Origin of the sequence: Paludisphaera soli, from assembly GCF_011064595.1 — a bacterium.
In the GTDB taxonomy this organism is placed as follows: Bacteria; Planctomycetota; Planctomycetia; order Isosphaerales; family Isosphaeraceae; genus Paludisphaera; species Paludisphaera soli.
This window is the reverse complement of sequence record NZ_JAALJI010000029.1, coordinates 66308-86272: the sequence shown is the minus strand read 5'-3', so window position 1 is coordinate 86272 and position 19965 is coordinate 66308. Positions and strand designations below refer to the sequence as shown.

Below are 19965 nucleotides of genomic sequence, written 5' to 3'. Positions count from 1 at the left end.
CCCCCACCAGGGGGGAAGGGAAAATCTCTCCGCCCATCGGTCGCAGGCGGAAGAGCCGGAAGGTGCGGTCCCAGCGGCCGTCGGGGCCCTCGGCCAGGACCTCCACGTCGCCGGCCTCGGCCAGCGCGGGGAGGTCGCGGTCGCGGCCGATCACGGCGACCGAGGGGGCGGGTGCGATCGGCCCGGACGGCTCGTCGAGCATCCAGACGGCGGGGCGGCCGAGGTAATAGAGCCGCACCGCCAGGTCGTGCGGGATCGGGCCGAAGGGGGTCGGATAGGGGTCGCGGTCCCAGTCGTCGTAGACCAGGACGAGCGGCTCGTCGGGCCCGACCAGGGACGCGACGCGCTCATAGAAGGCCGGCTCGGCGCCCCGCCGCTCGTACTGCGGGGCGACCAGGCCGAAGCCCGCGCCTAAGGCCGCCGCCAGCAGGCCGAACGCGACGAACGCCAGGCGACGCACCCGCGCGGGAGGGCGTCCCATCGCGACCAGGCGATCGCCCAGGGCCTCCAGCGCGATCGCCGCCCAGATCGACCAGGGGATCATCGTGTAGATCGCGTAGTGCCCGTTGCGTCCGCCCGGGATCGAGACCAGGACCAGCGGCAGGACCGCCCAGCACGCCAGCAGGCGGTCGCCGGCCGAGCCCCTCGCGATCGACCGCCAGGCGCCGAACATCGCGAAGGGCGTCCAGGGGAGCCCCTGGACCAGCAGGTTGACGGCGTACTCGCCCAGACCCTCGCCCGCGAAGACGCCGTGACCGGTCCTCTCCCCGAACCGGTCCGTGACGTGCATCAGCCAGAACGACGCCGCGCGGGCTCCGTGGCGAGAAACCATCAGGATCGGCCAGGCCAGCGAGAGGCCCGCCGCGAGCAGCCAGCCCGCCGGATGGACGAACCGTCGCCAGGCTCCCGGCCGGCGGTCCCACGCGAGCGTGGCGATCGCCGCCGCCGCGACCTGGGCCTCGCCGAAGCCGATCCCCTTCACGAGCGAAGTCATCCCCAGAAGCGCGAAGAAGGCCCAGCGCCAGCGAGCCCGACGCCGCGGGTCGCGCTCGTCGCCGGCCTCGTCCTCGGTCTCGCGGACCCGGTCGAAAGCGACCATCGTCCAGACGAACAGGCAGGCGAGCGTGACGTCGGCCTCGGCGAGCCGGCCTCGCATCACGGCCCAGACGGTCGTGGCCTGCACCGCGCCGGCCAGGAGCGCGATCCGGTCGCCGAAGCGACGGCGGGCCAGGTACGCGACGCCCAGCGCCAGGCCCGTCGCGGCGAGCGCCGAGGGGAGCCGCGCCGCCAGGGGCGAGACCCCGCCGACGGTCGCGCCCGCGGCGGCGACCATCCAGAAAGGCAAGGGCGGCTTCTCCAGCCAGGGCCGGCCGCCGATCGTCGGCGCCGACCAGTCGCCCGAGGCCAGGATCTCCCGGCCCCCCTGCGCCACGAAGCCCTCGTGGTACGACAGCCGCGAGCCCGCGCCCAGGCCCGGCCCCAGCGCCAGGGCGCAGAGGCCGACGATCAGGGCCCACGCCAGCGGCCGGCGGTCGGGGCTCGTCGTCATCTTCCGCCCGGGGAAGCCGGGACGATCCGCACGCGACGACCCTCGATGCGGAGGCGCCCGGCGGCGTAGAGCGCGATCGCCTCGGGGAGCGCCTCGCGCTCGGCCTCGAAGACGCGGGCGGCCAGCGCGTGGGCGTCGTCCCCTTCGAGCACCGGGACGGTCTTCTGGAGGATGATCGGCCCCTCGTCGTACTCGTCGCTGGCGAAGTGGACCGTGCAGCCGCTGACCTTCACGCCGTAGTCGAGCGCGGCCTGGTGCACCCGCCCGCCGTAATACCCCTTGCCGCAGAACGAGGGGATCAGGCCGGGGTGGATGTTGACCACCCGACCCTTGAAGTCCTCGGGGATCCTCACCAGCGCGAGGAAGCCGGCGAGCAGGACGAGGTCCGCCCCGCTCTCCCGGATCGGGCCGAAGATCGAGGCGCTGAAGGCGTCGAGGTCGGTCCGCTGCCGGGCCGAGTCGGCGACGGAGACGGGCAGGCCGGCCTTTTCCGCCCTGGCGATCGCGGCGATGCCGGGGCGGCCGGCGACGACCCGGACGATCTCGGCGTCGAGCGTGCCGGCGGCGATCCGGTCCAGCAGGTTCTGGAGCGTCGTGCCCCCCCCGGAGACGCAGACGCCCAGCCGGATCGGCGAGATCGGCCGCGACGGGGGGCCGCTGGGCGTGGCGGTCATGACGCGGCGCCCTTCTCGGCGGCGGCCGTCACCACCCGCACGCAGCGCTCGCAGAGCGTCGGGTGCTCGGGAGACCGGCCGACGCTCGGGCGGTAGTTCCAGCAGCGTTCGCACTTGCCGTGGGCCGATCGCGACGCCGAGACCTGGAAGCGGTCGGCGCCCGAGCCCTCGCGGATCTCGACCTCGGAGACCAGGCAGATCGTCGCCAGCAGGTCGCGGTCGGCCTGGAGGAGCGGCAGGTCGGCGGCCGGCGCCGCGACCACCACGGACGCCTCCTGGGCGCTGCCGATCGTCTTGTCCTTGCGGAGCCCTTCGAGGGCCCGGAGGATCGCGTCGCGGGCCTCGCGGAGGGTCTCCCAGCGGGCGTCGCGTTCGGCGTCGTCCCAGCGGGGGTCGGGCTCGGGGAAGGTCGCCAGGTGGACGCTCGCCGGCAGGTCCTGGCCGTGCGGCATGTAGCCCCACGACTCCTCGGCGGTGTGCGGGAGGATCGGGGCCAGGAGCCGAGTCAGCACGTCGTGCAGCTTGTGCAGGACGAACTGCGCGGCGCGGCGGTCGGCGCCCAGGGGCTCCTCGGCGTAGAGCCGGTCCTTGAGCACGTCCAGGTAGAAGCTCGACAGCTCGACGGAGAAGAACTGGTAGATCCGCTGATGGACCTTGTAGAACTCGAACCGCTCGTAGGCGGCGAGCGCGTCGCGGATCACGCCGTTGAGCTGGCCGAGGGCCCAGTGGTCGATCTCATGAAGGGTCGCCAGGTCGACGGTCGAAGGGTCGAACTTGGCGTAGTCCTCCAGGTTCCCCAGCAGGTAGCGGAACGTGTTGCGGATCTTGCGGTAGGCCTCGGACGCCTCCTTGATCGAGCGCTCGCTGATCCGGACGTCGTCGGCGTAGTCCATGCTGGAGACCATCAGCCGGAGCACGTCGGCCCCGTGCTGCTCGGTCGCCTTGACGGCGGGGATGGCGTTCCCCTCGGACTTGGCCATCTTCCGGCCCTTGTCGTCGACGACGAAGCCGTGGGTCAGGATGCTCTCGAACGGGGCCTTTCCGGTGGTGCCGACCGAAGTCAGGATCGACGACTGGAACCAGCCGCGGTGCTGGTCCGAACCCTCCAGGTACATGAACGCCGGGAAGCCCAGCTCGAAGCCCTTCGCCAGCACGGCGCGGTGGCTGGAGCCGGATTCGAACCAGACGTCCAGGATGTCCCCCTCCTTGCGGAAGCTCGTCCCGCCGCACTGGGGGCACTTGGCGTCGGGGGGGAGGATCTCCTCGACGGGCCGGCTGAACCAGGCGTCGGCCCCTTCCTTGCGGAAGAGGTCGCGGAAGTGGCGGGCCGTCTCGGCCGTCAGCAGCTGGGCGTGGCACGCGGTGCAGCCGAGGGCGGGGATCGGCACGCCCCAGGAGCGCTGGCGGCTGATGCACCAGTCGGGGCGGAGCGAGACCATCGCCTCGATCCGCGCCTGGCCCCACTCGGGATACCAGCGGACCTGCTTGATCTCCTCCAGCGTCCGGCCGCGGAGGTCGTTGCGGTCGACGCCCACGAACCACTGCTCGGTCGCCCGGAAGATGACCGGCTTCTTGCAGCGCCAGCAATGCGGGTAGCTGTGCGAGAGCGGCGATTCCAGGTACAGGTGCCCCGACTCCTTGAGGTGGGCGACGACCTTGGGATTGCCGGCGAAGACGTGCAGGCCGACGAGCCACTCGGGAGCCTCGTCGGTGAACTTGCCCGAGGGCCCGACCGGGCTGAGGACCGGGAGCTGATAGGCGAGGCCGGTCTGGTAGTCCTCGCCGCCGTGGCCGGGGGCGGTGTGGACCAGCCCGGTGCCGTCCTCGACGCTGACGTAGTTCGCCAGGACGATCGGCGAGACCCGGTCCAGGAACGGGTGGCGGTACTGGGCGTGCTCCAGCTCGCGGCCCTTGCAGCGGCCGACCTCGGCGAAGTCCGTGATCTTCCGCAGCTCCATGACCCGGGCGACGAGGTCCGCCCCCAGGATGGTGCGGACGACCTGGCCGGTCTCGGGGTCGACGTAGCGGACGCCGGCGTAGGTGAGGTCGGGGTGGACGGCGACGGCGACGTTGGCCGGGAGGGTCCAGGGGGTCGTCGTCCAGATCATCGCCGACCATTCCTCGGGCTTCGAGCCCTCGGCGGCGAGCCAGGCGTCGGGGACTCCGGCGACCATCGGGAAGTTGACGTAGATGCTGGGGGTCGTCTCGTCGCGGTACTCCAGCTCGGCCTCGGCCAGCGCGGTCTGGTCGGAGGTGCACCAGTGGATCGGCTTGAGCTGGCGGAAGACGTAGCCGGCGTCGAGCAGGTCGGCCAGGACGTCGACGATGCCGGCCTCGTAGCGGGGGTCGAGCGTCAGGTACGGGTCGTCCCAGTCGCCGAGGACGCCGAGCCGGCGGAACTGGGCGCGCTGGACGTCCACCCACTTCATGGCCTCGACCCGGCACAGTTCGCGGACCTCGGCGCGGTCGAGCGAGGCGGCCTTCGGGCCCAGGTCCTTCATGACCTTGTGCTCGATCGGCAGGCCGTGGGTGTCCCAGCCGGGGACGTAGGGGCTGTCGAACCCGCGCATGGAGAGCGAGCGGACGACGAAGTCCTTGAGCATCTTGTTCAGGGCCGTGCCCATGTGGATGTCGCCGTTGGCGTACGGCGGGCCGTCGTGGAGCACGCGGCGGGGGGCGCCCCGGCGGGCCTCGCGGAGCCGGGCGTAGAGGTCCTGCTCGCGCCAGCCCTCCTGCATCTTCGGCTCGCGCGCCGGCAGGTTGGCCTTCATCTCGAACCCGGTGGCGGGGAGGTTCAAGGTCTCTTTGTAGGGCTTCGCGTTCGTGGACATGACGCTTCGAGATCCCCGGGACGGGTCGGTTCGGTGGGAGGCGGCGCGGGGGCTCGCCTCACTTCACTCAGGAGGAGGGCCGGCCTTCGAGCACGCCCCGGACGATGGTGCGGAGCTTCCCCTCGGCCTGATTGGCGACGGCGAGGATGTCCTCGAGGGTCGCCGGCTCCAGGGCGTCGGGCAGGCACATGTCGGTGACGATCGAGAAGCCCAGCACCTTCAGCCCGGCGTGGACGGCCACCAGGACCTCGGGGACGGTGGACATGCCGACGACGTCGGCACCGATCGCGCGGAGGAACCGGTACTCGGCCCGGGTCTCCAGGTTCGGGCCCGTCACCGCCACGTAGACGCCGCGGTGGGCGACGATGTTCGCCTCGAGCGCCGCGCGGAGGGCCATCTCCTGCAGCTCCTCGTCGTAGGGCCGGCTCATGTCCGGGAAGCGGGGGCCGAGGCGTTCGTCGTTGGGGCCGATCAGGGGGTTGACGCCCAGCAGGTTGATGTGGTCCTCGATGACCATGAGGTCCCCCTTGCGGAACTGGGGATTCAGCCCGCCGCAGGCGTTGGAGACGATCAGCAGCTCGCAGCCCATCTCCTTCATCACCCGGACGGGGAACGTCACCTGGGCGGCGGTGTAGCCCTCGTACAGGTGGAACCGGCCCTCCATCGCCAGCACGGGGTGGCCGGCCAGCGTCCCGCAGACGAGCCGGCCGGCGTGGCCATCGACCGTGGAGCGGGGGAAGTGGGGGATCTCCGGATAGGGGATCGCGACCGGCGACTCGATCTCGCGGGCGAGGGCCCCCAGGCCGGTGCCCAGGACCAGGCCGACCTTCGGGCTCCCCGGCCAGGCCGCCCGGACGACGGCCGCGGCCTCCCGGACGTGCTCCCAATCGTGGTGGGTCATCGAACTTCCCGTGGCTCTCATCGAGGGTCGGAGGCGGAGGCGAAAAAAGAAAGCGGGCGTCGGCCACCGTCCGGGGATCGGTGGGCGACGCCCGCCCTCTTCAGCACGTTCGGGTCGGCGCGGCCGGGGCGTTCCGGATCGGGTCGGAGGCGGGGCCGGTCAGAGGATGAATTCGAAGCGGCGGATCAGGCGGAGGAAGCGAGGGTCGCGGCGGAGCGTCTTCAGGTCGGGGTCGTGTCGCAGTCGCTCCTGACACTGGTAGCCCAGCTCCAGCGACCGCTGCAGGCCGGCGAACGCGGGGTCGATCATGCCCAGCATCGCGTAGCTGCAGGCCAGGTTGTACCAGGCGATCGCGTCTTCGGGGAGGAGCCGGACGAGCCGGCGGTCGAGCTGCAGGGCGCGGGAGTACAAACCCTTGGCCGCCAGGTTGTTGGCGTGCACGCGGAGGACTTCGACGAGGTACGGGTCGCGCTCGAGGATGCCGCCGAGGAACTCGATCTCGAAGTCGCGCTGGGACTGGTCCCGCAGCCGACGAGTCGAGGTCTCGGGGGTCGGTCGATCTTCGGTGGAATCCCCCGTCCAATCGTTCGATCCGCCCATCGCTGCGTCTCCCTTCATGCCTGCCACCGTCACCGGCCCGACTCGCCCGACGAAAGCGCCGGGGGAGGGCGGCCGATCCGGCGATCGCTCCTAGGATATCCGCAAGGCGCGGCGCGCGGCAAGGTGCATTCCGCCGCCCCCTTCGGGAAAATCCGGCGGACGCGGCGGGGGGGCCTTCGGGAACGCGAAGAGGCAGGCCGGCGGCCTGCCTCTCGGTGCCATCGAGGACGCCCGGGGGGGCGGGGCGTCAGTCGATGTCTTCCTCGTCTTCCTCGTCGATGTCGTCGAAGTCGTCGTCCTCGTCGTCGTCGTCGAAGTCGTCCTCGTCGTCGTCGATCTCGATGTCGTCGATCTCCTCGTCGACCTCGGGGTCGATGTCTTCCTCGTCGTCGTCGAAGTCGTCGTCGATGTCCTCTTCCTCCTCGAGGTCGTCGAACTCTTCCTCGTCGTCTTCCTCGTCGTCGAAGGCTTCGTCGAACTCCGCTTCTTCCTCCTCGCCGGGATGGCGGGCGTCCAGGAAGGAGGGCCAGGGCTTCCCGCCGTCCCGGATCTCTTCGGGGGAGGCGAGAGGCTCCAGTACGGCGGACGTCGTCTCAAGTTCGAGCATGGATCCGGTCCTCGGGCCAAGGGATGCCAGGAAGGGGCGGGCGTTCGAGACGTGACGTCTCGGGGGGCCGCCCCGTTCCGCAGGTCGATCAGGGGGTGGAATTCGAGAGGGGGTCTTTGGTTTCGTCATCTCGTCGGCGTGGTCGCGTGTTGGTCTGGGCTTCGCTCGGGCCTGGGTCGCGGCGGATGCGGGTCGACGCGCCGCGGGCGTTCACTCTCGATTGTTCGGCAAGACTTCATCGACGCCTTGAAGGGACTCGGCTCCGGTTGATTCGGCGTGCTCCGGGATCCTGCCCGAGAACCCTCACGACCCGCACGCGCCGGGGGCGGGGCCGGGCGTCGCGCCGCGAAGGGGGGTCAGACGAGCTGGACCACCTGCCCGGTCGCGGCCGAGCGGGCGACGGCCTCGCTGAGCCGGACGGTGTCGAGGGCGTCCTCGGCCGAGCACGAGAGCGGCCCCAGGCCCCGGAGGGCGGCGAGGAAGTTGGCGTCGATCGACTCGGCGGGCCCCGGCAGCTCGACGGGGACGACGGCCGAGCCGTCGCCCGGGTCGACTTCCAGGAGGGAGTCGGTCGCGCGGATCCGGCCGCGCTCGCCGAAGAAGTTCAGCTCGAACAGGCTCCCCTGGGAGACGCCCGAGAGGGCCAGGGTCGCCGGCACGTCCCCTTCGAGCCGGATCGCGGCGGCCGTGACGACGTCGAGGCCCGACGCGAGCCGGCCCTGGACGGCGAAGACCTCTCGGGCGGTCCGGCCGGTCGTCCAGAGCAAGGAGTCGACCAGGTGGTCGCCGGCGTCGGCCAGGAGCCCGCCGCCGGAGAGCTTGGGGTCGAACCGCCAGGAGGTCTCGGCCTCGCGCTCCTGCTGGCGGGCCAGCCAGGGCTGCGAGAGGGTCGCGGTGACCAGGCGGAGCGCGCCCACGGACTCGGCCGCCAGCCGCTTGCGGGCCTCGGCCAGGCTGGGACGCAGCCGGTACTGGTGGCCGACGGCCACCTTGAGCTTACGCCCCCGCGCGAGGGTCACGACGTCGTCGGCCTCCTGCGGGTTGGTCGACAGGGGCTTCTCGACGAACACGTGGATCCCGGCCTGCAGCGCGTCCATCGCCTGCCGGTAGTGGCGGAGGTGGGGCGTGAAGATCGCCACGGCGTCGGGACGCTGGTCCAGCAGGGCCTGGTAGTCGTCGAACGCGGCGGGCCTGGCGCCGGCCTTCGCGGCGATCGCCTCGGCGAGCGATTCGGCCGATTCGCGGAGCGGGTCGGCGCAGCCGACGATCTGGACGTCGGCCTCCCGCAGCAGCCGCTCCACGTGGATCCGCGCGGCCTGACCGCACCCGGCGATCCCGATCCGCAGCAAGGAATCTGCCATGTCACTCGTCGCCCCGAAACGCCCCAGGAGCAGGTCCCTCGATCGGGCGCGTCCGGGGCCGGAAAAACCGACCCCCCCGCCCCGCCTTCCGATCGGCCAGCGTCATGAGTTTATCCGTGCGAGTCAAGGCCTTGTAGCGATTTTCTCAAGCCCCCTCCCGGCGGCTGCGCAAAGCGTTTCCCACTCCCCCCTCGGCCACCTTTTGCCGCGGCCCGACTTGACGCGAACCCACGGCCCCGATTATCGTGTCTTCTCGTCATCGATGGTGGCTGTGGCCTAGCGGTTAAGGCACCAGATTGTGGATCTGGATATCGCGGGTTCGAATCCCGTCAGCCACCCTTCCTCGATCATTCCACTCGGACGCGAGACGAGTGGACCCGCCGTCCGTCGGCGAAGCGACCTCCGAACGCGGGGCGACCTGACGCCGTGAGCCCTCCTCGCGATCGCCGCACCCGACCGACGGCCCCGTCCGGATCCCTGGCCGTTCGGAAGGTCGTCGCATGCGCGTGGTCCTGGCCGAGAAGCCGTCGGTGGCCCGGGAGCTGGCGAGCTTCCTCGGCGCCTCCTCGCGCCGCGAGGGCTACTTCGAGGGCCGCGACTACCAGGTGACCTGGGCCCTGGGACACCTGGCGACCCTGAAAGACCCCGACGACTACGACCCGGCGCTGAAGCGATGGTCCCTGGAGACCCTCCCCTTCGCGCCCGACCGATTCGAGCTGAAGCCCCGGGGCGACTCCGGGGCCCGGAAGCAGCTCGGCGTGATCCGCAAGCTGCTCCGCGACGCCGACGAGATCATCTGCGCCACCGACGCCGGCCGCGAGGGGGAGCTGATCTTCCGCTACATCCAGGAGCTGAGCGGGGCCGTGGGCAAGCCCGCGCGACGCCTCTGGCTCAGCTCCCTGACCGAGTCGGCGATCCGCGAGGCGTTCGGCCGGCTCCGGCCCCTCGCGGAATACGACGCCCTCTATGCGGCGGCCCGATGCCGGAGCGAGGCCGACTGGGTCGTCGGCCTGAACGCCACGCGCTTCTACACCGTCCGGCATCGGTCGACCGGGAGGCTCTGGAGCGTCGGCCGCGTCCAGACGCCCGTGCTGGCCCTGATCGTCCGCCGCGACGACGAGATCCGCACCTTCGTCCCCGAGCCCTTCTGGGAGCTGACGACCCGCTACCGGTCCGTCGCCTTCAAGTTCGCCGGGGGCCGCTTCGTCGTCGAGGCCGAGGCACTGGCCCTGCTCGATCAGATCCGCGAACGGCCCTTCGCGATCGTCGGGGTCGACCGCAAGCCCGAGCGGGTGCCCCCCCCGCAGCTCCACGACCTGACCGAACTCCAGCGCGAGATGAACCGCCGCTACGGCCTGTCGGCCGACGCCACCCTGAAGGCGGCGCAGTCGCTGTACGAGGCCAAGCTGATCAGCTATCCCAGGACCGACTCGCGGTATCTCGGCAACGACATGAAGCCCAAGATCCCCGGCATCCTGGAGGACCTCCGGTCGCAACGCGGCGACCAGATCGCGCGGCTGGACCTGTCGGCCCTGAACTTCACGGGCAGGCTGATCAACGACGCCAAGGTCAGCGACCACCACGCGATCATCCCGACCGGAAAGAAGCCGGGCTCGCTCGTCCCGGCCGCCCAGAAGGTGTACGACGCCGTGGTCACCCGCCTGATCGCCGCCTTCTACCCCACCTGCGTCAAGGAGGTCACGACGGTCTCGGGCGAGTCGAACGAGGTCCCCTTCCGCGCGCGGGGCGTCCGGGTGGTGGATCCCGGCTGGACGGTGCTCGACCCGAGGAAGCCCGACCCCGAGAAGGAGGACGAACAGGAGCTGCCCGAGTTCCGCGTCGGCGAGAGCGGCCCCCACGAGCCCTCGGTCCGCGAAGGGCGGACGAGCCCTCCCAAGCCCTACACCGAGGGGACCCTGCTGGGCGCGATGGAGACGGCCGGGAAGCTCGTCGAGGACGAGGCCCTGAAGGAGGCGCTCAAGGAACGCGGGCTCGGGACGCCGGCCACCCGCGCCGCGATCATTGAGACCCTTCTGGACCGCGGCTACATCGTCCGCGACAAGAAGGCCCTCGCCGCGACCGATCTGGGCCGCTATCTCGTGGCGATCGTCCGCGACCGGAACCTCAAGAGCCCCGAGCTGACGGGGGAGTGGGAGGCTCAGCTCCGCGAGATCGAACGCGGCCGGCTGGAGCCCTCGCGGTTCATGGCGGAGATCCTCCGCTACACCGGCGACATCATCCGCACGGCCGACGACGGCGAGGCCGACCCGTCCCGCCTGGGGGACTGCCCCCGCTGCGGGCGGCCGGTGATCGCGGGCAAGAAGGGCTTCGGCTGCTCCGGCTGGAAGGAGGGCTGCAAGTTCACCCTGTTCCGGGAGTACCGAGGACTCACGCTCGACGACGCCCAGGTCCGCGAGCTGATCCAGAGGCGCGTCCTGAGCCGCCCGATCGCGCTCGAGGGCGCGGGCGAGGCGCTCTTGCAGCTATCGGAGTCCGGGGTGCTGATGGACGTGCCGATCCCCGCGGCGGTCGAACGGCGGTTCGGCGGGAGGGGCGGGGCCGCCCCGCGATCCGGCGCGGAGGCGCGATCCGAAGCCAGGTCCGTGAAGCGGTCCGGGGGGGGCCGCGCCGGCGCGAAGTCCTCGGCCCCGAAGCGGGCCCGCAAGGGGAAGCCGGCCGAGGAAGCGGCCGAGCCCGCGGCCCCCGGCGCGGAGCCCGCCCCGTTCGCGGCGGTCGCGATCGGGGCCTGCCCCCTGTGCAAGTCCGAGGTCGTCGAGGGGGCCAAGGGCTACGGCTGCTCGGGCTGGAAGGCCGGCTGCAAGTTCACGATCTGGAAGGTCATCGCCGGCAAGAAGATCTCGGTCAGGTCGGCCCAGGCTCTGCTCAAGTCGGGCCGCACGCCGCTGCTGAAGGGCTTCGAGTCGAAGGCCGGGAAGTCGTTCGACGCCAGGCTGAAGATCGAAGCGGGCGAGGTCCGCTTCGACTTCGGCTGATGGGTGCGAAGAGGCCGGCCGCTAGCGCAGGAGGCCCCGCGCCTTCATCACCTCGACGATCCGGTCGACGCTCTCGTCCAGGCCGACCTGGTCGGTCTGGAGCGTGAGGTCGGGCGATTTCGGCTCCTCGAAGGCCGCCGTCACGCCCGGCATCTGCGCGATCTTGCCCTCGTCGGCCAGGCGGTAGGCGCCGCTCTGGTCGCGCGATCGGAGGACGTCCATCGGCGCCGTGCAGTAGACCTCCAGCACGCGGTCGGCGCCGATGAGCTGCTTGGCCTTCTCGCGGACGGCCTCGTGCGGCGCGACGAACGCGGCGATCGTGATGATCCCGGCGTCGTTCATCAGCTTGGCGACCTCGGCCGACCGCCGGAGGTTCTCCGAGCGGTCGTCGGCGGTGAAGCCCAGGTCGCGGTTCAGGCCCTGCCGCATGTTCTGGCCGTAGAGGACCGTCACCGCCCGGCCCTCGTCCCAGAGGCGGCGTTCGAGCGCGTAGGCGATCCGGCTCTTGCCGCTGCCGGTGAGGCCGACGAGCAGGACGGTGGCCGGCGACTGGCCGTACCGCTCCTCGCGCTCGGCCGGCTTGACGAGGCTCTCGCGCATCTTGAGGCGGACCGCCGCCGCCTCCCAGACGTCGCCCGGCGGCCGGCCGCCGGCCTCCAGGATCATGCCCGCGCCGACCGTGTTGTTCGTCAGCCGGTCGATCAGGATGAACGCGCCGGTCGCGGCGTTGGCCTTGTAGGGGTCGCACGCCAGCGCCTGGGTCAGGCTGAGCTGCACGCGGCCGACCTCGTTGAGGCCGAGCCGAGCGATCGCGCGGTGCTCCAGGGTGTTGACGTCGACGCCGTGGCGGAACGAGGCGACCTCGGCCGACACCTGACGCGTGGTCTGCTTCAGGGTGTAGGCCCGGCCGGGCACGAGCGGCTGCTCGGCCATCCAGACCACCATGGCCTCGATCTCGCTGCTGACGTGGGGCGGGTTCTCCGGCTGGACCAGCATGTCGCCGCGGCTGACGTCCACCTCGTCGGCCAGGGTGACGGTCACCGCCTGGGGGGCGTAGGCCTCCTCCAGGTCGCCGTCGTAGGTGACGATCGACTTGATCCGGCTGCGCTTGCCGGACGGCAGGACCATCACCTCGTCCCCCTTGCGGAGGATGCCGGAGGCGACGGTGCCGGCGAAGCCGCGGAAGTCGAGGTTGGGGCGGATGACGTACTGCACCGGGAACCGCAGGTCGGTCAGGTTGCGGTCGCTGGCGATGTGGACCGTCTCCAGGTGGTCCAGCAGCGGCGGGCCGGTGTACCAGGGCATCGCGTCGCTCTTGGACGCGACGTTGTCCCCCTTCAGGGCCGACATCGGGATGAAGGTGATGTCGCGGAGGTCCAGCTTGGCGACGAAGCCGGTGTAGTCGTCCTTGATCTCTTCGAAGACGTCCCGCGAGTAGCCGACGAGGTCCATCTTGTTGACGGCGACGACGACGTGGCGGATCCCCAGGAGCGACACGATGAACGAGTGCCGGCGGGTCTGGGTCATCACGCCGTGGCGGGCGTCGATGAGGATGACGGCCAGCTGGCTCGTCGACGCGCCGGTGGCCATGTTGCGGGTGTACTGCTCGTGGCCGGGCGTGTCGGCGATGATGAACTTGCGGCGGTCGGTCGAGAAGTAGCGATACGCGACGTCGATCGTGATCCCCTGCTCGCGCTCGGCCTTCAGGCCGTCGGTCAGCAGGGCGAGGTCGATCTCGCCGGCGCCGGTGGTGCCGACCTTCTCGCTGTCGCGCTTGACGGCGGCGAGCTGGTCCTCGTAGATCATCTTGGTGTCGTGCAAAAGCCGGCCGATGAGCGTGCTCTTGCCGTCGTCGACGCTGCCGCAGGTGAGGAGGCGCAGCAGCTCCTTCTTCTGGTGGCGCGCGAGGTAGGCGTGGATGTCTTCCTGACTCAGGTCAACGGCTTGCATCTCAGAAATACCCCTCGCGCTTCTTCTGCTCCATCGACCCCGTCTCGTCGTGGTCGATCACCCGGCCCTGCCGCTCGGAGTTCTTCGCCAGCAGCATCTCCTCGATGATCTCCGGCAGGGTCGTCGCCTCGCTCTCGATCGCCCCGGTGAGCGGGTAGCAGCCCAGCGTGCGGAACCGCACCCGCTTCATCATGGGCTCCTCGCCGGGGCGCAGCCGGGCCCGCATCCGCTCGTCGTCCACCATGATGAGCGTGCCGTCGCGCTCGACGACCGGGCGGACGTCGGCGAAGTAGAGCGGCACGATGGGGATGTCTTCCAGGTGGATGTACTGCCAGACGTCCAGCTCGGTCCAGTTGCTCAGCGGGAAGGCGCGGATGCTCTCGCCCTTGTTGACCTTGGAGTTGTACAGGTTCCACAGCTCCGGCCGCTGGTTCTTCGGGTCCCACTGGTGCAGGCGGTCCCGGAAGCTGTAGACGCGCTCTTTGGCCCGGCTCTTCTCCTCGTCGCGGCGGGCGCCGCCGAACGCCGCGTCGAACTGGTAGTGGTTCAACGCCTGCTTGAGCGCCGCCGTCTTCATGACGTCGGTGTGCTTCTTCGAGCCGTGGTCGAACGGGTTGATGTTCTGGGCCTTCCCCTCCGGGTTGGTCCAGACCTTGAGGTCCAGGCCCTGCTCGCGGCAGAACTGGTCGCGAAACTCGATCATCGCCCGGAACTTCCAGGTCGTGTCGACGTGCAGCAGCGGGAACGGCAGGCGGCCGGGGTGGAACGCCTTCTGCGCCAGCCGCAGCATGACGGCCGAATCCTTGCCGATCGAGTAGAGCATCACCGGCCGCTCGAACTCGGCGGCCACCTCGCGGATGATGTGGATGCTCTCCGCCTCGAGCACTTTCAGATGGGTCGGGTTGTAACTGGCGCTGATCATCCGTCCTCCTGTTCGGCCTTCTTCGCCCCCGATTATAGGAGATCCGCCCCTCTTTATCGATAGGGGCGCATCGTCGACGGGACCCGGCCCGGGCCTCAGCGGTGCGAGGTCGCCGGCTCCAGTTCCGGCGGGCCGTCGGGGGCCCAGGCGATGGCGAGCAGCCCCAGGGCGTAGATCAGGGCGGAGAGGGCCCCGACGCGGGCGTAGTCGCCCCCCATCGCGGTGAAGAGCACGCCGGCCATCAGGACCCCGCCGGCGGTGGCGAACCGGCCGCAGTTGTAGGCGAGGCCGCTCCCGGTCGCCCGCACGCGGGTCGGGAACAGCTCCGGCAGGTAGACCGTCAGCCAGCCGAAGTAGAGGGTCGCGACCAGCCCCTGCGCGAAGACGATCGGGTGGAACGACGGCCGCAGCGGCGCCGTGAGCTGGAACATGGCGACCGTGAGCAGGGTCGCCGAGACGCTGATCAGCATGTAGCCGCGGCGTCGCCCCAGCCGGGCCGCGACCTGGGCCCCGGCGAAGCTCCCCAGCACGGCCCCGAGCGCCCACCAGCCCTGCGTGGCCGCCTTGTAGCCGACCTCCGAGACGCCGGCGACCTTATCCGCCCAGGGGATCATCCACTTGCTCGCCGCCCACGCGCCGACCATCGGCACGGCGCTGACGGCGATCCCCGTCAGCGTGGCGCGGCGGAGCGACGGGCCGAACAGCTCGCGCAACGGGGGCCTTGTCCCCTTCGACGAGCCCCGCGAGGCCAGCCAGGCCGGCGACTCCGGCAACGCGGCCAGCACGGCCGCGCCGAGCAGCACCGGCGCGCCGGCCAGCTGGAACAGCCACCTCCACGAGTCCGGAGTGATCGGCCAGGCGCGGGCCACCTGCGACAGGACGAGGATGCCGGAGTTCAGGCCGGCCGCCATCATCCCCGCCACCAGCGGACGCGAGGCGCCCGGCCAGCACTCGGAGACCAGGGCGACGCTGTTGGGCCAGATCCCGCCCACCCCCAGGCCGACGAGGAACCGCAGCAGGAGCATCTGCTCCTGGGTCGTGACCCAGGCCCCCAGGCCTGCGAAGGTCGAGTAGATCAGGATGCTCAGGCCCATCCCCCGGGCCCGGCCGATGCGGTCGCCGAGCGCCCCCAGGGCGATCCCGCCGATCGCCGCGCCGAGCATCAAGGCGGCGGTGAACCGGGCGAACCAGTCGCCGCCGAGCGTCGGCGTGAACGAGTCGCCGAGCAGGCTCCTGGAGACCGAGAGCGAGGCGACGGGCATCAGGCCCAGTTCCGCCCCGTCGAGGACGATGCCCAGCAGCGAGGCGGTCAGCACCGCCGCCTTCGCCCTCCGCTCGAGGGGGGCCGGCGTCATGGCCGCGGCCCCCGGATCGCCTCGATGACGGCGCTGTTGTCGAGCCCTCCCAGGCCCCCGGCCTCGGCCCGCTCCAGCAGCCCGCGGTGCGCCTGCGAGAGCGGCAGCGCCAGCCCGGCCGCCTCCGCCGCGCTCAGGATCAGCCGCACGTCCTTCAGGTGCTGCGAGAGCCGGGCCTGAGGCGCGAAGTCTCCCTCGATCATCTTCCGACCCTTGACGTCCATCGCCCGCGAGTACGCCGCGCCGCCCGCCAGCGCCGCGAGCGCCGCCGACGGATCGACGCCGACGGCCTCCGCGAAGGCCAGGCCCTCGGCCAGCGCCGCGCGGTTCAGGCCGAGCACGAGGTTCGTGACCAGCTTCATCCTGGCCCCGCTCCCGGGCGGTCCCGTGCGGAGAGTCCTGGCGGCGAGGCGGGCGAACAGTTCGCGGCAGGCCTCGAAGGCCTCGTCGTCGGCGCCGACCATGAGTACCGCCTCGCCGTCGCGAAGCTGACGGCTGCTGCCCGAGACGGTCGCGTCGAGGTAGGAGACCCCGAGCGCCCGCAGCCTCCTCGCCTGCTCGACGGCGGCCTCCGGCGAGCCCGTCGAGGTGTCGACGACGACCTGCCCGGCCCGCAAGGCCCCCTCGATGGAACGCAGGACCTCGGCCGCGACCTCGTCGTTCGGGAGGCTGAGTAGGATCCGGTCGCACGCGCCGACGACCCCCCCCGCCCCTTCGGCCGCCGTGCCTCCCAGGGCTTCCAGGTCGGCCAGCCGGCCTGGGTCGACGTCCCAGCCCGTCACCCGCCATCCCGCGGTCGACAGCCGCTCGGCGATCGCGGACCCGAGGAGGCCGACGCCGATGAGGCCGATCGGAGCGTCGAGGGATTGGAGGGGGGCTTCGCTCATGTTCCGGCGAGGGTCCTGGATGCTCGGGGGGCTGCGGACGAGAGGACAGCGTAGTGGATCGTCGACCCCGGCTCAAAGAAAATCGACGTGGCGGCCCGCCGCGACCACCCGTCGCCCTCGGAGGGTCTTCGGACGACGGCCCGACAATTGCGGCAAGTCCGCGGCGAACGTCGGGCTCCGTGGATCGCCCCCGCCCGAGCGAGAGGCTCGGGGCTTCAGGAGGAAGGCGCGACGGCCGCGCCTGGGGCCCGGCTTGATCCGCCGGCCGTCGCGGTCGGCCCAATCCGTGGAGAGAGCTGTCGATGCGAGCCTTGACCGTGATCCCGGGCGTCGCTGGTTCCGCGCGGCTCGACGACCTTCCGGAGCCGGAGGCCGACGGCGAGCGGCTGCTCGTTCAGGGGCTGGCCCTCGGCGTGTGCGGCACCGACCACGAGATCCTCGACGGCGAGTACGGCTGGGCCCCTCCCGGCCGCGAGCGGCTGATCCTGGGGCATGAGTCGCTCGGCCGCGTGATCGAGGCCCCCGACGGCGGCGACTTCCGGGCCGGCGACATCGTCGTGGGGGTCGTGCGGCATCCCGACCCCGTCCCCTGCCCCAACTGCGCGGCCGGCGAGTGGGACATGTGCCGCAACGGGAAGTACACCGAGCACGGCATCAAGGAGCTGGACGGCTTCGCCGCCGAGCGCTACTTGCTGGAGCCCGCGCTGGCCGTCCGGCTCGATCCGGGCCTGGAGCGGGTCGGCGTCCTGCTGGAGCCGGCGAGCGTCCTGGCCAAGGCGTGGGAGCACATCGAGGCGATCGGCCGGCGGGCCCGGTGGGAGCCGAGGCGCGCCCTGATCACCGGCGCCGGCCCGGTCGGACTGCTCGCCGCCCTCATGGCCCGCCAGCGCGGGCTGGAGGTCCACGTCCTGGACCGCAACACCGACGGCCCCAAGCCGGGGCTCGTCCGCGACCTGGGGGCGGACTACGTCACCGAGGGCGTCGAGGGGACGTGCCTCGACATGGACGTGATCGTGGAGTGCACCGGGGCCGGCAAGCTGGTGCTCGACGTCATGACCTGCTCGGCCCCCGGCGGGATCGTCTGCCTGACCGGCATCCCTCCCGGCTCGACCGAGAAGAAGTTCGACGTGGCGGAGTTCACCCGCGACATGGTGCTCCAGAACGACGTCGTCTTCGGCTCGGTCAACGCCAACCGCCGCCACTACGAGATGGCCGCCGAGTCCCTCGCCCGCGCCGACCGCTCCTGGCTGGAGCGGCTGATCACGCGACGCACGCCCCTGGGTCGCTGGGGAGAGGCCCTGGAGCATCGCGCCGACGACGTAAAGTCGGTGATCGACCTGACCGCCTGACGCGACGAACCCTCGAAAGGGGTCCTGCCATGCCCGGCCGCATCGAAGACTACGCGCTCCTCGGCGACTGTCAGACCGCCGCCCTGGTGGGGCGCGACGGCTCCATCGACTGGTACTGCACGCCCAAGTTCGACTCGCCCGCCTGCTTCGCCGCCCTCCTCGGCGGCCCCGAGAACGGTCGATGGCTCCTGGCGCCCCGCGGGCCGATCCGTCGCGTGAGCCGACGCTACCGCGAGGGGACCCTGATCCTGGAGACGGAGTTCGAGACCGACGAGGGGACGGTCGCGCTGATCGACTTCATGCCCCCCCGGTCGAAGTCGCCCGACCTCGTCCGCATCGTCGAGGGGCGTCGCGGTCGAGTCCCCATGACGATGGAGCTGATCATCCGGTTCGACTACGGGTCGGTGGTCCCCTGGGTGCGGAGGGCGGATCGCGGGGTCCGGGCCATCGCCGGCCCGGACATGCTGGAGCTTCGCACCGACGTCGAGACCCATGGGGAGGACTTCAAGACGCTGGCCGAGTTCGACGCGGTGGAAGGGGGGCGGACCTCGTTCGACCTGACGTGGCATCCGTCTCACGAGCCCGGCTGCGAGGAACTCGACGTCTCGGCCGCCCTGACGGAGACGGAGGCCTGGTGGCGGGAATGGTCCGGGCGATGCACCGTCGAGGGGGAGTGGTGCGAGGCCGTCCGCCGCTCGCTGATCACCCTGAAGGCGCTCACCTACGCCCCGACGGGCGGGATCGTCGCCGCGCCGACGACCTCCCTGCCCGAGCTGGCGGGGGGCGTGCGGAACTGGGACTACCGCTACTGCTGGCTCCGCGACGCGACGTTCACGCTCTACGCCCTGATGCTCGCCGGCTACCGCGAGGAGGCCGCCGCCTGGCGGGAATGGCTGCTTCGCGCCGTCGCCGGGGCGCCCTCCAAGCTCCAGATCATGTACGGGCTCTCGGGCGAGCGTCGGCTGACCGAGATGGAAATCCCCTGGCTCCCGGGCTACGAAGGCTCGGCCCCGGTGCGGGTCGGCAACGGCGCCTGGCGACAGCACCAGCTCGACGTCTACGGCGAGGTGATGGACTCGCTGCACCAGGCCCGAAGGCTCGGCCTGGAGGGCGACGGCGACTCCTGGAGACTTCAGCGCGCCCTGATGGATTTCCTCGAATCGGACTGGCGCGAGCCCGACGAGGGGATCTGGGAGGTGCGCGGCCCCCGCCGCCAGTTCACCCATTCCAAGGTCATGGCCTGGGTGGCCTTTGACCGCGCGGTGAAGGCCGTGGAGCAGTCCGGCCTCGACGGGCCCGTCGGCCGATGGAAGGCCCTGCGGGCGGAGGTCCACGCCCAGGTCTGCCGCGACGGATTCGACGCGGGCCTGAACTCGTTCGTGCAGTCGTACGGCGGCCGGGAACTCGACGCCAGCCTGCTGATGATGCCGCTCGTCGGGTTCCTGCCGGCGACCGACCCGAGGGTCCGAGGGACCGTGGAGGCGATCGAGCGAAACCTGATGACCGACGGGTTCGTCAACCGCTACACGTTCGCCCCTGACGTGGACGGCCTGCCGCCGGGCGAGGGCGCGTTCCTCCTCTGCACCTTTTGGCTGGCCGACGTGCTCGCCCTGATGGGCCGTCGCGATGACGCCCAGCGGATCTTCGACAAGCTCCTGTCGATCCGCAACGACGTCGGGCTGCTCTCCGAGGCTTACGACCCGGCCGCCGGGCGGCTGCTCGGCAACTTCCCCCAGGCCTTCTCCCACATCGGCCTGGTCAACACGGCCTACAACCTCGCCCCGAGCCCTGGATGCGCGGCTGACGATCGTCCGAACGGTTGAGCACCCGTCCGGGCCCGGCTGCAGCCTGCCATTTTGTCGGTCGCCTCCCCGCCTCGGCATGCCTGTCGGGGCGGCGGTCAACCTCGTGCGTTCGGTAGTTTCTTGCTGGGCCGAGACTTGCGCGTCGGGCCGTTCGGCGGCGCGCGGCTTGCACCGAAGACCG

At 71.3% G+C, this 19965-nt stretch carries 14 protein-coding genes and 1 tRNA gene; 4 read left to right on the top strand and 11 right to left on the bottom strand.

Going from position 1 to position 19965, the window contains the following annotated elements; all coding sequences use genetic code 11:
* The 7 genes from G6O68_RS26485 to G6O68_RS26455 form a co-directional block, all read right to left on the bottom strand.
* A partial coding sequence (locus G6O68_RS26485) for an ArnT family glycosyltransferase (protein WP_165251828.1) occupies positions 1–1549 on the bottom strand: 1549 nt, incomplete at its 3' end.
* Positions 1546–2223, bottom strand: a complete 678-nt coding sequence (purN, locus tag G6O68_RS26480; protein ID WP_165251826.1) for a phosphoribosylglycinamide formyltransferase — start codon at positions 2221–2223, stop codon at positions 1546–1548. The genes purN and G6O68_RS26485, both read right to left, overlap by 4 nt.
* The gene (gene ileS / locus G6O68_RS26475; RefSeq protein WP_165251824.1) at positions 2220–5054 is read right to left on the bottom strand and encodes an isoleucine--tRNA ligase; all 2835 of its coding nucleotides are present in this window, start codon (positions 5052–5054) and stop codon (positions 2220–2222) included. Before ileS ends, purN begins: the two co-directional genes overlap by 4 nt.
* 67 nt (positions 5055–5121) lie before the next feature.
* Complete coding sequence (locus tag G6O68_RS26470; protein ID WP_165251822.1) at positions 5122–5955, bottom strand: purine-nucleoside phosphorylase; 834 nt, start codon at positions 5953–5955, stop codon at positions 5122–5124.
* A gap of 159 nt (positions 5956–6114) precedes the next feature.
* Positions 6115–6555: a TPR end-of-group domain-containing protein gene (locus tag G6O68_RS26465; RefSeq protein ID WP_165251820.1), complete on the bottom strand. Its 441-nt coding sequence runs from the start codon at positions 6553–6555 to the stop codon at positions 6115–6117.
* Between the two features lie 247 nt (positions 6556–6802).
* Positions 6803–7162 carry a hypothetical protein gene (locus G6O68_RS26460; RefSeq protein ID WP_165251818.1) on the bottom strand — a complete coding sequence of 120 codons (360 nt, stop codon included), beginning with the start codon at positions 7160–7162 and terminating at the stop codon, positions 6803–6805.
* 356 nt (positions 7163–7518) lie between these two features.
* The gene (locus G6O68_RS26455) at positions 7519–8523 is read right to left on the bottom strand and encodes a Gfo/Idh/MocA family protein (RefSeq protein ID WP_165251816.1); all 1005 of its coding nucleotides are present in this window, start codon (positions 8521–8523) and stop codon (positions 7519–7521) included.
* A 265-nt stretch (positions 8524–8788) separates the two neighbouring features.
* Between G6O68_RS26455 and G6O68_RS26450 the strand changes: the two genes are divergently transcribed.
* Positions 8789–8861 (top strand) — tRNA-His (locus G6O68_RS26450).
* 162 nt (positions 8862–9023) lie between these two features.
* Positions 9024–11516 (top strand): type IA DNA topoisomerase, encoded by a 2493-nt coding sequence (locus tag G6O68_RS26445; protein ID WP_165251814.1) that lies wholly within the window; start codon positions 9024–9026, stop codon positions 11514–11516.
* A 21-nt stretch (positions 11517–11537) separates the two neighbouring features.
* On the opposite strand, the gene cysN is transcribed toward G6O68_RS26445, so the two are convergent.
* From cysN to G6O68_RS26425, 4 genes are all read right to left on the bottom strand, one after another.
* Entirely contained in the window at positions 11538–13466 is a 1929-nt protein-coding gene (cysN, locus tag G6O68_RS26440) for a sulfate adenylyltransferase subunit CysN (RefSeq protein ID WP_165251812.1), read from the bottom strand.
* 1 nt (position 13467) lies between these two features.
* The gene (cysD, locus tag G6O68_RS26435) at positions 13468–14388 is read right to left on the bottom strand and encodes a sulfate adenylyltransferase subunit CysD (RefSeq protein WP_165251810.1); all 921 of its coding nucleotides are present in this window, start codon (positions 14386–14388) and stop codon (positions 13468–13470) included.
* Positions 14389–14483: 95 nt separating this feature from the next.
* A complete protein-coding gene (locus G6O68_RS26430) occupies positions 14484–15743 on the bottom strand; it encodes an MFS transporter (RefSeq protein WP_165251808.1) in 1260 nt (419 codons plus the stop codon).
* Positions 15740–16630, bottom strand: coding sequence for an NAD(P)-dependent oxidoreductase (locus G6O68_RS26425; protein WP_165251806.1), 891 nt, complete (start codon positions 16628–16630; stop codon positions 15740–15742). Before G6O68_RS26425 ends, G6O68_RS26430 begins: the two co-directional genes overlap by 4 nt.
* Before the next feature lie 302 nt (positions 16631–16932).
* On the opposite strand from G6O68_RS26425, the gene G6O68_RS26420 reads away from it, so the two are divergent.
* Both G6O68_RS26420 and G6O68_RS26415 read left to right on the top strand, forming a co-directional pair.
* Positions 16933–17979, top strand: a complete 1047-nt coding sequence (locus tag G6O68_RS26420) for a glucose 1-dehydrogenase (protein WP_165251804.1) — start codon at positions 16933–16935, stop codon at positions 17977–17979.
* 29 nt (positions 17980–18008) lie between these two features.
* Positions 18009–19802: a glycoside hydrolase family 15 protein gene (locus G6O68_RS26415; protein WP_165251802.1), complete on the top strand. Its 1794-nt coding sequence runs from the start codon at positions 18009–18011 to the stop codon at positions 19800–19802.
* Positions 19803–19965: the final 163 nt, after the last annotated feature.

Excerpts from the sequence above, each read along its gene's own strand:
- purN (WP_165251826.1), bottom strand. The coding sequence starts at position 2,223 with ATGACCGCCACGCCCAGCGGCCCCCCGTCGCGGCCGATCTCGCCGATC.
- ileS (WP_165251824.1), bottom strand. The coding sequence starts at position 5,054 with ATGTCCACGAACGCGAAGCCCTACAAAGAGACCTTGAACCTCCCCGCC.
- G6O68_RS26470 (WP_165251822.1), bottom strand. The coding sequence starts at position 5,955 with ATGACCCACCACGATTGGGAGCACGTCCGGGAGGCCGCGGCCGTCGTC.
- G6O68_RS26465 (WP_165251820.1), bottom strand. The coding sequence starts at position 6,555 with ATGGGCGGATCGAACGATTGGACGGGGGATTCCACCGAAGATCGACCG.
- G6O68_RS26460 (WP_165251818.1), bottom strand. The coding sequence starts at position 7,162 with ATGCTCGAACTTGAGACGACGTCCGCCGTACTGGAGCCTCTCGCCTCC.
- G6O68_RS26455 (WP_165251816.1), bottom strand. The coding sequence starts at position 8,523 with ATGGCAGATTCCTTGCTGCGGATCGGGATCGCCGGGTGCGGTCAGGCC.
- G6O68_RS26445 (WP_165251814.1), top strand. The coding sequence starts at position 9,024 with ATGCGCGTGGTCCTGGCCGAGAAGCCGTCGGTGGCCCGGGAGCTGGCG.
- cysN (WP_165251812.1), bottom strand. The coding sequence starts at position 13,466 with ATGCAAGCCGTTGACCTGAGTCAGGAAGACATCCACGCCTACCTCGCG.
- cysD (WP_165251810.1), bottom strand. The coding sequence starts at position 14,388 with ATGATCAGCGCCAGTTACAACCCGACCCATCTGAAAGTGCTCGAGGCG.
- G6O68_RS26430 (WP_165251808.1), bottom strand. The coding sequence starts at position 15,743 with ATGACGCCGGCCCCCCTCGAGCGGAGGGCGAAGGCGGCGGTGCTGACC.
- G6O68_RS26425 (WP_165251806.1), bottom strand. The coding sequence starts at position 16,630 with ATGAGCGAAGCCCCCCTCCAATCCCTCGACGCTCCGATCGGCCTCATC.
- G6O68_RS26420 (WP_165251804.1), top strand. The coding sequence starts at position 16,933 with ATGCGAGCCTTGACCGTGATCCCGGGCGTCGCTGGTTCCGCGCGGCTC.
- G6O68_RS26415 (WP_165251802.1), top strand. The coding sequence starts at position 18,009 with ATGCCCGGCCGCATCGAAGACTACGCGCTCCTCGGCGACTGTCAGACC.